Source organism: Palleronia marisminoris, from assembly GCF_900172315.1.
In the GTDB taxonomy this organism is placed as follows: Bacteria; Pseudomonadota; Alphaproteobacteria; order Rhodobacterales; family Rhodobacteraceae; genus Palleronia; species Palleronia marisminoris.
On the sequence record NZ_FWFV01000001.1, the window covers coordinates 403944 to 419064 of the forward strand.

General features: G+C 67.7%; 14 protein-coding genes. 11 read left to right on the top strand and 3 right to left on the bottom strand.

What is annotated here, in order from left to right; all coding sequences use genetic code 11:
* Positions 1–8 precede the first annotated feature (8 nt).
* From PAM7066_RS01980 to PAM7066_RS01995, 5 genes are all read left to right on the top strand, one after another.
* Positions 9–1379 (top strand): DUF2927 domain-containing protein, encoded by a 1371-nt coding sequence (locus PAM7066_RS01980; RefSeq protein ID WP_245749558.1) that lies wholly within the window; start codon positions 9–11, stop codon positions 1377–1379.
* Positions 1376–1543 (top strand): hypothetical protein, encoded by a 168-nt coding sequence (locus PAM7066_RS18815; protein WP_090928604.1) that lies wholly within the window; start codon positions 1376–1378, stop codon positions 1541–1543. Before PAM7066_RS01980 ends, PAM7066_RS18815 begins: the two co-directional genes overlap by 4 nt.
* A complete protein-coding gene (locus PAM7066_RS01985) occupies positions 1543–2727 on the top strand; it encodes a vWA domain-containing protein (RefSeq protein ID WP_085852432.1) in 1185 nt (394 codons plus the stop codon). The genes PAM7066_RS18815 and PAM7066_RS01985 overlap by 1 nt, the downstream gene beginning before the upstream one ends.
* 39 nt (positions 2728–2766) lie before the next feature.
* A complete protein-coding gene (locus tag PAM7066_RS01990) occupies positions 2767–3783 on the top strand; it encodes an aldo/keto reductase (RefSeq protein ID WP_085852433.1) in 1017 nt (338 codons plus the stop codon).
* 117 nt (positions 3784–3900) lie between these two features.
* The gene (locus tag PAM7066_RS01995; RefSeq protein ID WP_085852434.1) at positions 3901–4329 is read left to right on the top strand and encodes an OsmC family protein; all 429 of its coding nucleotides are present in this window, start codon (positions 3901–3903) and stop codon (positions 4327–4329) included.
* Between the two features lie 38 nt (positions 4330–4367).
* Here the strand turns inward: PAM7066_RS01995 and PAM7066_RS02000 are convergent, their stop codons facing one another.
* Positions 4368–5339: a sensor histidine kinase gene (locus PAM7066_RS02000; protein ID WP_085852435.1), complete on the bottom strand. Its 972-nt coding sequence runs from the start codon at positions 5337–5339 to the stop codon at positions 4368–4370.
* Between the two features lie 183 nt (positions 5340–5522).
* Between PAM7066_RS02000 and PAM7066_RS02005 the strand changes: the two genes are divergently transcribed.
* The 3 genes from PAM7066_RS02005 (at position 5523) to mtnA (ending at position 8302) form a co-directional block, all read left to right on the top strand.
* Positions 5523–6209 carry a M48 family metallopeptidase gene (locus PAM7066_RS02005; protein WP_085852436.1) on the top strand — a complete coding sequence of 229 codons (687 nt, stop codon included), beginning with the start codon at positions 5523–5525 and terminating at the stop codon, positions 6207–6209.
* A 72-nt stretch (positions 6210–6281) separates the two neighbouring features.
* The gene (gene tal / locus PAM7066_RS02010; protein ID WP_085852437.1) at positions 6282–7211 is read left to right on the top strand and encodes a transaldolase; all 930 of its coding nucleotides are present in this window, start codon (positions 6282–6284) and stop codon (positions 7209–7211) included.
* Positions 7208–8302: an S-methyl-5-thioribose-1-phosphate isomerase gene (gene mtnA, locus PAM7066_RS02015; RefSeq protein WP_085852438.1), complete on the top strand. Its 1095-nt coding sequence runs from the start codon at positions 7208–7210 to the stop codon at positions 8300–8302. The genes tal and mtnA overlap by 4 nt, the downstream gene beginning before the upstream one ends.
* Here the strand turns inward: mtnA and PAM7066_RS02020 are convergent.
* Positions 8299–8712, bottom strand: coding sequence for a VOC family protein (locus PAM7066_RS02020; RefSeq protein ID WP_085852439.1), 414 nt, complete (start codon positions 8710–8712; stop codon positions 8299–8301). The two genes, mtnA and PAM7066_RS02020, sit on opposite strands and share 4 nt — an antisense overlap.
* A gap of 89 nt (positions 8713–8801) precedes the next feature.
* Between PAM7066_RS02020 and PAM7066_RS02025 the strand changes: the two genes are divergently transcribed.
* Positions 8802–9335: a DUF421 domain-containing protein gene (locus PAM7066_RS02025; RefSeq protein WP_090928608.1), complete on the top strand. Its 534-nt coding sequence runs from the start codon at positions 8802–8804 to the stop codon at positions 9333–9335.
* Here PAM7066_RS02025 and PAM7066_RS02030 read toward each other — a convergent pair.
* Positions 9332–10021, bottom strand: a complete 690-nt coding sequence (locus PAM7066_RS02030) for an SIMPL domain-containing protein (protein ID WP_085852441.1) — start codon at positions 10019–10021, stop codon at positions 9332–9334. The genes PAM7066_RS02025 and PAM7066_RS02030 overlap by 4 nt on opposite strands.
* A 153-nt stretch (positions 10022–10174) precedes the next feature.
* On the opposite strand from PAM7066_RS02030, the gene PAM7066_RS02035 reads away from it, so the two are divergent.
* A complete protein-coding gene (locus tag PAM7066_RS02035) occupies positions 10175–13120 on the top strand; it encodes a hypothetical protein (protein WP_085852442.1) in 2946 nt (981 codons plus the stop codon).
* Between the two features lie 58 nt (positions 13121–13178).
* On the top strand, positions 13179–15107 hold the full coding sequence (locus tag PAM7066_RS02040) for a monovalent cation:proton antiporter-2 (CPA2) family protein (protein ID WP_085852443.1): 1929 nt from the start codon (positions 13179–13181) through the stop codon (positions 15105–15107).
* Positions 15108–15121 lie beyond the last annotated feature (14 nt).

Sequence of the window (15121 nt, forward strand, 5' to 3'; positions counted from 1 at the left end):
TGTCGGTGATGTCGCTTCGAGCCCTCCTCCTGCCCGCGTTCTTCGCCCTGGCCGCTTGCGCGGCGCCGCAGTCGGTCTCCGAACGGCGCGCGACGGTCGCGTTGTCCGAGCTGCCGCCGATGCGGACCTTCGCGCCCGCCGGAACAGCGCGGGCGCATCGGTCGAACATCGACATCGCGCAGGACTTCCTCGACCTGTCCTTCACGCTGGAATCGGGGCGATCCCTGCCGATCCTGACCCGGTTCGAAGATCCGGTGAGCGTGCGCGTCACGGGCCAGCGGCCGGCGAGCCTCGACGTTGATCTGGACCGGCTGCTGGGGCGCCTCCGCCGCGAGGCGCGGATCGATATCAGCCGTGTCGCGCCGGGCTCGGAGGCGAACATCACCATCGAAATGGTGCCCCGCGCCCGGCTCCAGAAGGCCGTCCCCCAGGCCGCCTGCTTCGTCGTTCCCCGCGTGTCCTCCTGGCGCGAGTTCGCGCGCAACCGGCGCAGCGAGACGATCGATTGGGCGACGCTCGAAACCCGCGAACGGCTGGCGATCTTCATCCCGGGCGACGTGCCCCCGCAAGAGGTGCGCGACTGCCTTCACGAGGAACTCGCCCAGGCGTTGGGGCCGCTGAACGACCTCTACCGGCTGACCGATTCGGTCTTCAACGACGACAATTTCCATACGGTGCTGACGGGCTTCGACATGCTGATCCTGCGCGCGACCTACTCGGACGCGCTGCATTCGGGGATGACCCGGGACGAGGTCGCCGCCGCCCTGCCCGGCCTGCTGTCGCGGCTGAACCCGTCCGGCAACCGCATCGCCGCACCGCCCCGCGCGATGACGTCGCGCGCCTGGATCGACGCCATCGAACAAGCGCTCGGGCCCAACGTGCGGATGTCGCAGCGCCGCGAAAATGCCCGCCGCGCCGTGGCGCTCGCGCGGGCGGCCGGGTGGAACGACAACCGGTTGGCCTTCTCGCTCTTCGCACTCGGGCGGCTGTCGATCAGCGCGGATCCCGACGTCGCGCTGATGTCGTTCCTGGAGGCCGGCGGCATCTACGGCACGGATCGCGACACGAGCGTCCACGGTGCCCATATCGCCATGCAGCTTGCCACCTTCGCCCTGTCGGCCGGCCAGCCGCACAGCGCGCTCGCCATCGTGGACGCAAATACCCAAGCCGTCATCGAGGCCGAGAACGCGTCGCTTCTGTCCACGCTTCTACTCGTGAAGGCCGAGGCGATGCGCAGCCTCGGGCGTCCCGGCGAGGCGGATCGGCTGCGCGACGAGGCGTTAGGCTGGGCGCGCTATGGATACGGTGATACCGCCGAGATCCTCAGCCGCGCCGACGAGATCGCGGCCATCGCCCCGAAACCGGAGACTGCCTCATGATCGTCATCGCCTTCGCCCTGATCGGCGTTTTCCTCGGCGCGCGCCTTGCCGCGCGCAACGGCGGCGTGCGGGCGGACAAGGTGCAATATGCTATCGCCTGCGCCATCGCCGGCGCGCTTCTGGGCCTCTTCGCCACGATCCTGGTCGAGAACCTGATCGCCTGATGTTCCTGCCGTTCTTCGAAGAGCTGCGCCGCCACCGGGTCCCGGCCACCCTGCGCGAGTTCCTCGACTTCCTGAGCGTCGTGAAGGCCGGCCTCGCGACCTATGACGTCGATGCCTTCTACTACCTCGCCCGCACCAGCCTGGTGAAGGACGAGGCGCATATCGACCGCTTCGACCAAGCCTTCGCCGCCGCCTTTTCGGGCATCGAGGCCATTCCGCCCGAGGCCGTGGTCGAGGCGATGGACCTGCCCGAGGACTGGCTGCGCCGGATGCGCGACAACCACCTCTCGCCCGAGGAACGCGCCGAGATCGAGGCCATGGGCGGCTTCGACAAGCTGATGGAAGAGCTGCGCAAGCGCCTGTCCGAACAGGAAGGCCGGCACGAGGGCGGCAACAAGTGGGTCGGCACCGCCGGCACCTCGCCCTACGGCGCCTACGGCTACAATCCCGAGGGCGTGCGCATCGGCCAGCACGAAAGCCGCCACCGCCGCGCCGTGAAGGTCTGGGACAAGCGCGAATTCCGCGACTTCGACGGCGACCGCGAGATCGGCACCCGTACGATGAAGGTCGCCCTGAAGCGCCTGCGCCGCTGGGCCCGCGACGGCGCGCAGGAAGAGCTCGACCTGCCCGGCACGATCCGTGCCACCGCCCATAACGGCTTCATCGACGTCAAGACCCGGCCCGAACGGCGTAATGCGGCACGGGTGTTGCTGTTTCTCGACGTGGGCGGTTCGATGGACGACCACGTGCAGGTCGTCTCGGACCTCTTCTCGGCCGCGAAATCCGAGTTCCGGCATCTCGAGCAGTTCTACTTCCACAACTGCCTCTACGAAGGCGTCTGGCGCGACAACCGCCGCCGCTGGGACGCGCAGACCCCGACCTGGGATATCCTGCGCACCTACGGCCCCGAGTGGCGCTGCATCTTCGTGGGCGACGCGGCCATGTCCCCTTACGAGGTCGCCATGCCCGGCGGCGCCAACGAGCATTGGAACCCCGAGGCCGGTCAGACCTGGCTCGAGCGTGCCCGCGACCACTGGCCCGCGCATCTTTGGATCAACCCGGTGCGCGAGGACATGTGGGGCTACACCCAGTCCACCCAGATGATCCGCGCGATCTTCGGCCCCCAGCGCATGGTGCCCCTGACGCTCGACGGGCTGACGCGGGGCATGAAACTTCTGACGTGATCGGTCGTTTCCCCGGCCGACCCCCTCAGGAGATCCCCCATGCGCTATCGTCCCCTCGGCCGATCCGGCCTGCAGGTGTCCGAACTCTGCCTCGGCACCATGACCTTCCACGGCGGCACCGGCATGTGGAAGAACATCGGCCAGCTCGGCCAGTCCGACGCCGACGAGATCATGAAGACCGCCTTCGACGGCGGCATCAACTTCTTCGACACGGCCAACGTCTATTCCGAGGGCGGGTCCGAGGAGATCCTCGGCCAGTCGCTGAAGAATCTCGGCCTGAACCGGCACGAGGTGGTCATCGCCTCGAAGGGCTTCGGCCGGATGCACGAGGGCCCCAACGGCCGCGGTGCCTCGCGCTACCACATCATCGACGCGTGCAAGGCTTCGCTGAAGCGGCTCGGCGTGGATCACATCGACCTCTACCAGCTGCATGGCTTCGACTTCGACACGCCCATCGACGAGCAGATGGAGGCGCTCGACATCCTCGTGAAGCACGGCCATGTCCGCTATGTCGGTGTGTCGAACTGGGCGGGCTGGCAGTTGGCGAAGGCCCAAGGCTATGCCGAACGCCGCGGCACCGCGCCAATCCGCACGATTCAGTCGTACTACTCGCTGGCCGGCCGCGACGTGGAACGCGAGGTGCTTCCCGCCGCAAAGGCCGAGGGCGTGGGCATGCTCTGCTGGTCGCCGCTCGCCGGGGGCTACCTGTCCGGCAAGTATACAGGCGACGATAAGGATGCCGAGGGTCGCCGGGCCGAGTTCGACTTCCCGCCCATCGACAAGGACAAGGCCGACGGAATCGTCGGCGTGATGCAGAAGATCGCCTCGGCGAAGGGCGCGAGTGTGCCGCAGATTGCGCTGGCGTGGCTGCTGGCGCGCGAGGGCGTCTCGTCGGTCATCGTGGGGGCCAGGAAGGTCTCGCAGCTTCAGGACAACCTCGGCGCGACCGAGGTGGACCTGTCCGACGACGACATGGCCAAGCTCGACGAGGCGAGCGCCCTGCCCGACACCTATCCGCAATGGATGTTCGAGAGGCAGTCCGGCCGGCTGGAGTGACCGCGACATTGTGGAACCGTCGCCGGCCCGGATCGTTCCCGCCACCGGTGCGCCCATCCGGCGCACCCTATGCCATACATACGGCCACGGCCGTCCAGCCCCAAGAAGGAGATCGACATGATCAAGAAGCACGGTACAGCGAACTGGAAAGGCGGCCTGAAAGACGGCACCGGCACCGTTTCGACCCAGACCGGCGTTCTGGACAAGGCGAATTACGGTTTCAAGTCGCGGTTCGAGGACGGCACCAACACCAACCCTGAAGAGCTGATCGGCGCGGCCCACGCCGCCTGCTTCTCGATGGCGCTGTCGATGATCCTGGGCCAGAGCGACCTGACCCCCGACAACATCGACACCAAGGCGACGGTCAGCCTCGAGCAGCTCGACAGCGGCTTCACGGTGACGAAGATTCACCTCGAGGTCACGGCCTCGGTGCCGAACGCGTCCGAAGATCAGTTCATGGAAGCCGCCCAGAAGGCCAAGGAGAACTGCCCGATCTCGAAGGCCCTCGCAGGTCCCGAAATCACCATGGACGCCAAGCTGGTCTGAGCGGTTACCGAGCGGCGCGCCTGCCCGGGCGCGCCGTTCTAGGGAACGACGCTGCTCTCGGGCGCGAACGCCTCGAGCGGCGCGACGAGGGACAGGCGGAACCCCTCGGGCGGGTAGTCCAGCTTAATATCCGCGCCGAAAGACGCCGCGCCGAGCACGGTGACCACCTGCGTGCCATAGCCCGTCCGCTCGGGCTGCGACACCGGCGGGCCACCGCTTTCGATCCACTCCAGACGCAGGTCATCGCCCTCGATACGCCAGGTGATGCTGATCCGGCCGTCGCCGCTCAGCGCGCCATATTTCGCCGCATTGGTCAGCAATTCGTGGCACATCATCGCCAGCACATGCGCCGACTGGGACGACATCTCGACCCGCGGTCCATGGAGATCGAGACGCGCCCGTCCCTTCCCGTCGAAGGGCGTGATCTGTTGCGAGATGATCTCTTTCAGGTCGAAGCCGTGCGGCGTCTCGCGGGCCGTGGCCTCCTGATTGCGGGCGAGCGCCTGCAGCCGGTCGATGAAGCGGTCGGGGAAGTCCTCGGGCGTGGAATGGCGGCGCAGCTGCCGGGCGATGCTGGCGACCACCGTGATCAGGTTCTTGGTCCGGTGGTTCAGCTCGCCGATCAGCACCTCCGAATGCAGCTCGGCCAGCTGGCGGCTGGTCACGTCCACGACGGCCAGAATGGCCGAGACGGGCGCCGACCGATTGTCTTCGGGGCCATAGAACACCCGTTTGCGGGCATTCACCCAGCGAAGCTTGCCGTCCTGGTCGAAGGTCCGGAGCGTCAGATCCACCACGTCGGACCCATGCGGCGACAGAAGATGCTCGATCGCGACCGCGAACTCGGTCCGATCGTCCGGGTGAATTCTTTCGTGGAACACGTCGCGGGGGATGTCCTCGCCGGCCGGCAGACCGAAAATCTCGGCCGCGAGCGGGTCGAGCCGGACGGTCTGCGCGGCGTAATCCGTCCGTCCCAGGCCGACCTTCGCGACCTGCAGGCCAATCTCCATCTCCTCCGTGGTCAAACCGGAGTAGTCTGGCCTCGGCGCGGCCGTTATGTTCACGTTTGTCCCTGACACATTTTCGTGTCTTAAGCGTTTGTCCGAGAACCGCAATAGACGTCATTTGACATCGCACATCCCGGTTCCTCTTGCCGCATTGCGCCGAACGCGTCGCCGCCCCATCTTGAAGCCATGCTGAAGCTCACGCCGATCATCCTGGCCATCCTCTACGCTCTCGCGATGTACCGCTTTTCGGTGTGGCGCACCAAGCGGCAGCTGGACGAGAAATCGACCGAGCTTGCCGATCGCGATCTCAAGGCGCTGACGGACCGGATGGCCGCCGCGCTCGAGATCAAGCGCGTGCCGGTCCACATCTACGAGATCTCGCCCGTCAACGGCCTGGCCGCACCCGACGGCCGCATCTTCCTGACCCGCGGCTTCTACGAGAAGTACCGCGCCGGACAGGTCACCGCCGAGGAAATGTCGAGCGTCATCGCGCACGAGCTTGGCCACGTCGCCCTCGGTCATTCGAAACGCCGGATGATCGACTTTTCGGGGCAGAACGCGGTCAGGACGGTGCTGATCATGCTGCTGGGACGGATCGTGCCGGGGCTTGGCGTGCTGATCGCCAACGGCCTCGCCTCGCTGCTGGCAGCCCGGCTGTCCCGGCAGGACGAGTACGAGGCCGACGCCTATGCCTCGGCGCTGCTGATCAAGTCCGGCATCGGGACGGACGCGCAGAAAAGCATGTTCCGCAAGCTCGAGAGCATGACCGGCAATGCGGGCGGCAACTCTCCGGCGTGGATGCTGTCGCACCCCAAGACTGACGAGCGGATTGCCGCGATCGAAGCCAACGAGCGCAAGTGGCTGGGCGCCTGACGCACCCCCTAGCCCCCGGCCCGGATCCTGCCTAGGTAAGGGGTCAAACCGTTACCGCAAAAGGGATCCATCATGGCCAGCAAACTCGACCAGCTTCGCGACATGACCGTGGTCGTCGCAGATACCGGGGACGTGGACGCCGTGCGCCGCCTCAAGCCCGAGGACTGCACCACCAACCCCTCGATCGTGCTGAAGGCCGTGGGCTCGGACTACTTCAAGGACATCGTGGAAGAGGGCATCGGCAAGGGCGGCTCGACCACCGAGATCGCCGACCGGCTGACCGTCTCGGTCGGCGCCGAGCTCGCGCAGATCGTGCCCGGCCGCGTCTCGACCGAGGTGGACGCGCGCCTCAGCTTCGACACCGAGGCCTCCATCGCCAAGGCCAACTCCCTGATCGAGGGCTACGAGAAGCGCGGCATCGGCAAGGACCGCATCCTGATCAAGCTCGCCTCCACGTGGGAGGGAATCCGGGCCGCCGAGCGCCTGCAGAAGGACGGGATCGACTGCAACCTGACGCTGCTCTTCTCGATGGCCCAGGCCAAGGCCTGCGCCGATGCGGGCGTGTTCCTGATCTCGCCCTTCGTCGGCCGGATCACCGACTGGTACAAGAAGGACCAGGGCGTCGAGGGCTTCGACCCCGAAGAGGACCCCGGCGTGAAGTCGGTCCGCGCGATCTACGACTACTACAAGTCGAACGGCATCGAGACGGTCGTGATGGGCGCGTCCTTCCGCAACGCCGGCCAGATCGAGGCGCTGGCGGGCTGCGACCGGCTGACGATCTCGCCCGACCTGCTGGACGAGCTGCACAACGACCAGGGCCAGCTGACCCGCAAGCTCGAGGCCAGGAACGGCACCGGCAGCGTCGACGCGATCGACGAGCCGAACTTCCGTTGGGAGCTGAACGAGGACCCGATGGCGACCGAGAAGCTGTCCGAGGGCATCCGCAAGTTCCACGCCGATGCCGAGAAGCTGGAGAAACTCATCGCCGAGCGCACGAAGTGAAGATCGAGGGGCAGCCCTATCGTTCGCTCTGGTGGTCCGACGAGAAGGGCTGCCTAGAGATCATCGACCAGCGCTGGCTGCCCCACGAGTTGCGCATCCAGGAGGTGCGCAGCCTCGACGATTACGCTGACGCCATCGTCCAGATGCGCGTCCGCGGCGCGCCGCTGATCGGCGCGACGGCTGCCTACGGGCTGGCGATCGCCATGGCGAACGACCCGTCGGACGCCAGCCTTGCCGCCGCCTACGACCGCCTCCACGCCACGCGCCCCACGGCGATCAACCTTCGCTGGGCGCTCGACCGGGCGCGCACCGCGCTGGCGCCACTCGACCCTGAACGGCGTGCCGAGGCGGCGCTGGCATTGGCGCGCGAGATTGCCGGCGAGGATGTCGATATCAACCACGCCATCGGCACGCACGGGTTGAGCCTTCTGCGGCGCCTGGCGGTCGAGGCCGAGCGACCGCTCAACATCCTGACGCATTGCAACGCGGGCTGGATCGCGACGGTCGACTGGGGCACCGCGACCTCGCCCATCTACCAGGCCCACGACGCAGGGATCGACCTGCATGTCTGGGTGGACGAGACGCGCCCGCGAAACCAGGGTGCGCTGACCGCGTGGGAGCTTGGCAGCCACGGCGTCCCGCACACCTACATTACCGACAACGCGGGCGGCCACCTGATGCAGCGAGGCTTGGTGGATATCATCATCACCGGCACCGACCGCGTCACGCGCCGGGGCGACGTGTGCAACAAGATCGGGACCTACCTGAAGGCGCTCGCGGCCAAGGACAATGGCGTCCCGTTCTGGGTCGCCCTACCCTCGCCCACGATCGACTGGACCGTCTCTGACGGGCTACGCGAGATCCCGATCGAACAGCGCGACCCGCGCGAGGTCTCGCACATCCAGGGCGCGGGCCCGGGCGGCATCGCCGAGATCCGCGTCACCCCGAAAGGCACGCCGACCCGCAACGACGCCTTCGACGTCACGCCCGCGCGGCTGGTGACAGGCTTCATCACCGAACGCGGCCTTTGCCCGGCCACCGAAGACGGCCTCGCCGGCCTGTTCCCCGACCTGATCGCGCGGCGCGCCTAGCTGGCGAAGACGGCGTCCATCTCGCGGAAACCCTTGAGCTCGATGGGATTTCCCGACGGGTCGCGGAAGAACATCGTCCATTGCTCGCCCGGCTCCCCCTCGAACCGGACATACGGGGCCAGCAGCCAATCGGTCTCGGCCTCCTCGAGCCGTTCGCGCAAGAGCTGCCAGTCCGGCAGGTGCAGCACGAGGCCCATATGCGGCATCGGCACCATGTGACCGCCGACTTTCCCGGTTGCGGCAGTGGCGAAGGGCTCGCCCTTGTGCAGCGACAGCTGGTGGCCGAAGAAGTCGAAATCGACCCATGTCTCGGTCGAGCGGCCCTCGGTGCAGCACAATACGCCGCCATAGAAGGCCCGCGCGTCATCGAGATCCGTGACATGGATGGCGAGGTGGAAGGGGGTCAGCATGGTCGGTCTCCTTTTTTCGGCGGGCGGCTTACCCGGGACGACCTGCACGCGCAAATGAACCTCTGCGGCAGGAAGCGCATTGCCTGTCCATGAGTGACATGATTTTCGACAGCATCGGCGGCATCTTTCGGATGATCCTCCTCGCGACGATGGCATATGTCGCCGTCGTTCTCATCATACGTATCTCGGGCAAGCGGACGCTTTCGACGCTGAATGCGTTCGACATGATCGTGACGGTTGCGCTCGGCTCGACCCTGGCGTCCGCGATCCTGTCCCAATCGACGCCTCTGGTCGAGGCGCTCGCGGCCTTCGCGACGCTCGTCGCGCTGCAATGGATCGTGGCCTGGGCGTCGGTCCGGTCAAGCGGCTTTGCCCAGCTTGTCCGATCCGAGCCCGCCCTGCTGGTCCGCAACGGAGAGATCCTGCATGACGCCCTGCGGCGACAACGGGTCACCGAGAACGAGTTGATGACCGTCATCCGCCAATCCTCGGCCCGCGCGCCCGAGAACACGGCAGCGGTGATCCTGGAAACCGACGGCTCGTTCAGCGTGGTCTCCGAAGACGGTACCGAGGACGGTACCGCCTATGCCCGCGCGGGGCTCGACCGTGGGCGGCAGGGCTAGTCGGCCACCGTCGCGAACCGCAGCGTGACGTTGGCCGTGACGCCGACCTCACCGCGGGCGATCGGCATGTCGGCCATGCTCGCCTCCATCCGCATCATGGGTTGCGGCGGCTCGTAACCGACCTCGCCTTCGCGGAGCTCCTCGATCTCGCCCAGGCCCAGCCCGGCGGCCTGTGCCATCACGGCCGCCTTGCGCACCGCATCGGCCACCGCAGCGCCAAGGGCCGCGTCCTCGGCGGCTTGCGGATCGGACAGCTGCCACTGAATCCCCTCGAGCCGGTTCGCCCCCTGCGTCACGGCCGCATCCAGCACGGGGCCCAGCGTGTCGAGGTCGCGCACCCGCACCGACAAAAGCGATTCGGCCCGGTATCCCGCGATCTCCGGACCCTCGTTCGGCCGCGTCTCGGCCTGATCGGCGTAAACCGGCCGCAGGTTCAGCGTTCCGGTCTGCATGTCGCGTGGGGCGATCCCGGCGTCGGTCAGGCTTTGGAGGACCGGCGACAGCCCCTGCCCCATCGCGGTCACGGCCTCGGCCGGGGTGGGCGCATCGGCCTCGACACCCAGCGTCACAAGGGCCAGATCGGGTTCGAAAGCGACTTCTCCGGTGCCTCCGACCGTCAATGTCTGCCCCAGAACCGGGCTTGCGAGCGCGACGCCCGCCACCATGGTCAATGTTCGAATAAGCATGTTCTTGCCCTTTCGGCTTCTCATACCGCGACACCTAGCCTCAATATCCGAAAGTTGCTCGCCTTTCTTCCCATGCGCGGTATCCTGCGGTAAACGACAAGCTTAGTCCCGGCGCCCCGTGCCGGCAGCCCGCGCCCGTGCCAGAGCAGGTTTATGAAATACGATTTCGCGCTCGACTTCACGCCTGAGGGGGTTCGCCTCCTGAAGGGTTCCGGCGATGACCAGGTCGTCTTTGGATACGTCGTTTTCAACGACCCGCATTTCGACACGCGTGTCGAAGACCTCCGGAAGGAGGCCGAAGACGATCATGGCGGCCCCTTCGCGACGGCGTTGCTGCTGCCGCACTCGGAAGTCCTGTTCCACACGATGAAGGTCGAGGAAGGCACCGAGATTACCGAGAAGGCCGTCCGCGCCGAACTCGACGGGATGACGCCCTACGACATCGATTCCCTCGCCTATGACTGGAAGACGCTGTCGAAAACGCAGGCCGAGATCGCCGCCGTGGCGCGCGAAACGCTGGCCGAGGCGGATGCCTTCGCCGCCGCGCATGGCTTCGGCCCCGGCCCGTACTCGACCCCGCCGAACTCCAAGGCGTTCCGCGGTCAGCCGGATTTCGGCGCGTCCGACCGGCCGATGCCGAAGCCGGCGCCGATACCGGAACCCGAACCTGCACCGACACCCGCAGCGGCCCCGAAGGCGGAACTGCCCGCGCCCAAGCCCGAAGTGCCCGCGACCGCTCTGCCGGCGCCGAAAGCGCCCGAGGCACCACCGCCAGCTGTGAAGGAAGATGCTGCAAAGCCGGTATCCGCGACGCCGACTGGCCCGGATACGCCCCGAGGGCCCGCGCCGTCCTCGAGCAAGCCCGCCAATGCGTCGGCCGGGACGGACACGCCGGCCCCTCCGAAGGCAGATCCGAAGCCAGAAGTGTCCGCCAGGAAGCCCGAAGAGCCGCCCCTCATCGACGATTTCGCCGAACCAAACGTCACGCGCGCGGGCAGAACGGACGGACCCACCGGTGCGCCGCCGCCCAAGAAGCCCGCAGAGAAGTCAAACGAGGCCGAGACGCCGGCGTCGTTCGCGTCGCGCCGGACCAGCAGCTCGTCCGGGACAGGAGCCGCGGCCGCGATCGGAACGGCCGTCGCAGCCGGGGCCGCGGCGGGGGTCGCCACCGCGGCGACCGCAACGCGCCTGGGGTCGATCGCCTCACGCGCCGCCTCGTCGCCCGATGGCGGCGCGGGTCCATCCCAGACCTCCCGCGCCCCCGCCAAGGAGGCGCCGAAGACCAAAGCCGGCCCCCTCCCGCCCCAGCGGCGGACCACGGCCCCCGCCCCGACCGAGCCGTCGGGCCGTACCGCCGCCCCCGGCCGTGGCGCACCCACGCCGACCGTCCGCAAGGTCGAGACGCCCGACAGCGTCCGAGGCGCCGCGAAGTCCCTGTCGACCGCTCCCGGCAGCGCGGATCCGAAGCCTCGGCTGAGCGAGGCCGAGTCGCTGACCGTCTTCGGGATGCGCGGCTCGCCGACTCGTCGGACGTCGGCGATGCTTCCCATCGTGATCGGCCTCGTGGTGGCCCTGTTGCTGGCCGTGCTCGTCTGGACGGCGTTCTACTTTGTAAGCGACACCGAGGACACGGCGCCCGAGATCGAGCAATCCTCCGTCCTCCCCGTCGATGATGCTCTCCCGGCCACCGAAGAGATCGAAGACAGCGCGGTCGCCGTGGACGCGACCGCCGACAACGCCCCTGTCGTCGAAGACAGCGCGATCGTCGACGCGTCCCCGGAAGAGCCCGCGGCCGAGGTCGAAAGCGTCGCCGAAGTCGAGCCCGAGGCGCCCGAGGTCGTCGAGACCGCCCCCGAAGAGCCCGCCCCGACCGACGCGGCAACCCCGGACCCCGCGCTCGAGCCGGGACCGGACGATCCTTTGCGCCGGCCGGAAGACGCTCCCGAGGCGACGCGATACGCGGCTACCGGCGTCTCGACCGCGGCACCAAGCACCTCCGACACCCCGGTGGCGGACAGCCCCGATCTCGCCGGGTCGCAGGGCGACAGCACGATCCGGGTGCAGGACGGCGTCGCCGCACTGCAGGCGCCCGAACTCGCGGCGCTGTCGGCGCCCACCCAGTTGGCCCCGCCGCCGCCACCCGGCGCGCGGTTCGAGCTGGACGAGAACGGCCGCGTCCTCGCCACGCCCGAGGGCACCATGTCACCGCAAGGCGTGCGCATCACGTCCGGGCAGCCCCCCGTCGTGCCGCCGCAGAGCCCCGAACGCCCCGCCGCCACGACCGAGGCCGCAGCGCCGGTCGACGAAAGCAGCCTCGAGGTTCCGGTCACGGATGGTCAGCCGGACATGACCCCGCCCGAGCGGATCGCAACGCCCGACGCCGATGCCACGGAGCAGGCCGTGATAGGCACGCCCATGGCGCGCCCGGACGGCGTCTCGGTGACGCGGCGCACCTCGCTCGACGACGTCGAAGACGACGCGATGACGCCGGGCAGCGTTGCGCTGACAGGGCTCGAAGGCCCTCAGGACACGCCCGATGGCGTGGTCCAGACCCCGAGCGATGCGCAGGTGGTCCTGGCCGCGCTGAGCCCCCGCGCCCGGCCGGAACGCGAAATCCCGCAGCAGGATCTGCCGCAGATCAGCGAAGAGCAGAGCGCCGCGCAAGCCCAGGCCGTCGCCACGGCCATCGCCTCGATCATTCCGGGGCTCGACGAGGCGACCGACGAGGCCGTGGCCCGATCCCTCCGCCCCGGCAACCGCCCGCAGAACTTCGCCGCGACGGTGGAGCAGGCACGCGAGGCCGCACCGGTACAGGTCGCCGCGGCCTCTGCAGTCGTCACGCCGCGCAACCCGACCACTGGTTCCGTCGCCTCTCGCGCGACCAGTCAGAACGCCATCCGGCTGAACCAGATCAACCTGATCGGCGTCTACGGCACGGAATCCAGCCGCCGCGCCCTGATACGCCTGCCCTCGGGGCGCTTCGTGAAAGTCCAGGTCGGCGACCGTGTGGATGGCGGCCGTGTCAGCGCCATCGCCAGCGACAAGCTGCAATACGTCAAGGGCGGTCGACAGGTCGTCCTTTCGATCCCCGCAGGCTAGGAAAACAGGGCGGTTCTGGTAGGTCTCCTTCCATCGGACGCGCGGTGACGGAGACAGAATGGAATCGTTCCTCTTTCAGGCCCTCATCTATCTCGGCGCCGCGGTCATTTCGGTTCCGATCGCTGCCCGCCTGGGCCTGGGATCGGTGCTGGGCTACCTAGCCGCCGGAATTCTGATCGGGCCGGTCTTCGGCTTGGTAGGAGCCGAGACGCAGGACCTTCAGCACTTCGCCGAATTCGGTGTCGTCATGATGCTGTTCCTCATCGGGCTCGAGCTGGAGCCGCGCGTGCTGTGGAACATGCGCCACCGGCTCGTGGGCCTCGGCGGGTCGCAGGTTCTGATTACCATGGGCCTCGTCACGGCTGCGGCGATCGCGATCGGGCTCGACTGGTACGAAGCTACGGCCGTGGGCATGATCTTCGCCCTGTCCTCGACCGCCATCGTCCTGCAGACCCTGAACGAAAAGCAGCTGATGCAGACGGCGGGCGGGCGGTCCTCGTTCTCGGTGCTGCTGACGCAGGACATCGCGGTCATCCCGATGCTGGCGCTGATGCCTCTTCTGGGCAGCGGTCAGGGCCCGGCGGGCGACGCCCACGGGGCCGAGGTCGCGGGAGAGACCACCGCCGCCGCCCATGCCGAGACGATGACCGAATTCGTCCAGAACCTGCCCGGTTGGGGCCTGACCCTGCTGACCATCGCCGCGATCGGAGCGATCATCGTCGCCGGCGTCTTCGGCACCCGCCCCGTCTTCCGCTACATCCACCGGGCGCGGCTGCGCGAGCTTTACACCGCCCTCGCCCTCTTGATCGTCATCTCGATCTCGTACGTGATGACGCTGGTCGGCCTGTCCCCCGCGCTCGGCGCGTTCCTTGCCGGCGTCGTGCTGGCCAACTCGGAATTCCGCCACGAGCTCGAATCCGACATCGAGCCGTTCAAGGGCCTGCTCCTGGGGCTGTTCTTCATCACCGTGGGCGCCGGAATCTCGTTCCCGCGGCTTTTCGAAAGCCCGTTCGTCATCATCGGCCTTGCGCTGGGGCTGATGTTCCTGAAGGGCGTCGTTCTCTACGGATTGGCCCATCTGTTCAGCCTCGGGCGGCGCGACCGGTGGCTGTTCACGCTGGGGTTGGCGCAGGCGGGCGAGTTCGGCTTCGTGCTGACCTCGTTCGCGCTTCAGACCGGCGTCCTGAACCGCGAACTGAGCGAGCTTCTGCTTCTGATCATCGCCATGTCCATGCTGCTGACCCCGCTGTTCTTCATCCTGTGGGAGAGTATCAACAAGCGCCTCTCGGAGAGTCACGTCGCCGACCATCCGCCCGACGAGATCGACCAGCAATCGTCCATCATCATCGCCGGGATCGGCCGGTTCGGCCAGGTCGTGAACCGGATGCTGCAGCTGGGCGGGTTCGAAACGACGGTGCTGGATCACGACCTGGACACGGTGCAGCTGATGCGCAAGTTCGGCTTCAAGGGGTTCTTCGGCGATCCGACCCGCCCCGAGCTGCTGCACGCGGCCGGGCTCGACACGGCCAAGGTGCTGGTGGCGGCCATGGACGAGCCGAAGAAGGTCACGGCGATCGTGGAATATGCTCGCAAGGCACGGCCGGACCTGCACATCATCGCCCGCGCTTACGACCGCAACCACGTCTACGAGCTGTATCGCGCAGGCGCCGACGACATCGTCCGCGAAGTCTTCGACAGTTCGCTGCGGGCCGGGCGCTACGTTCTGGAGAATATCGGCCTGAGCGAGTTCGAGGCCTCCGAACTGGAGAAAGCCTTCTTCAGGATCGACCGCTCGGCCCTGCGCGAGCTGGCCGAGCTGTGGAAACCCGGCGTCCCGATCTCGAAGAACGAAGCCTACATGGAGCGCGCCCGCGCCCTGAATGCCGACCTGGAATCGGCGCTCTCGGCCAAATACGACGAGATGCGCTCCGGCCGCAGTTCGGACGACGACGAGGACGAGGACGAGGACGACACGCGGGTGGCCTGACCAGCGACCCACAT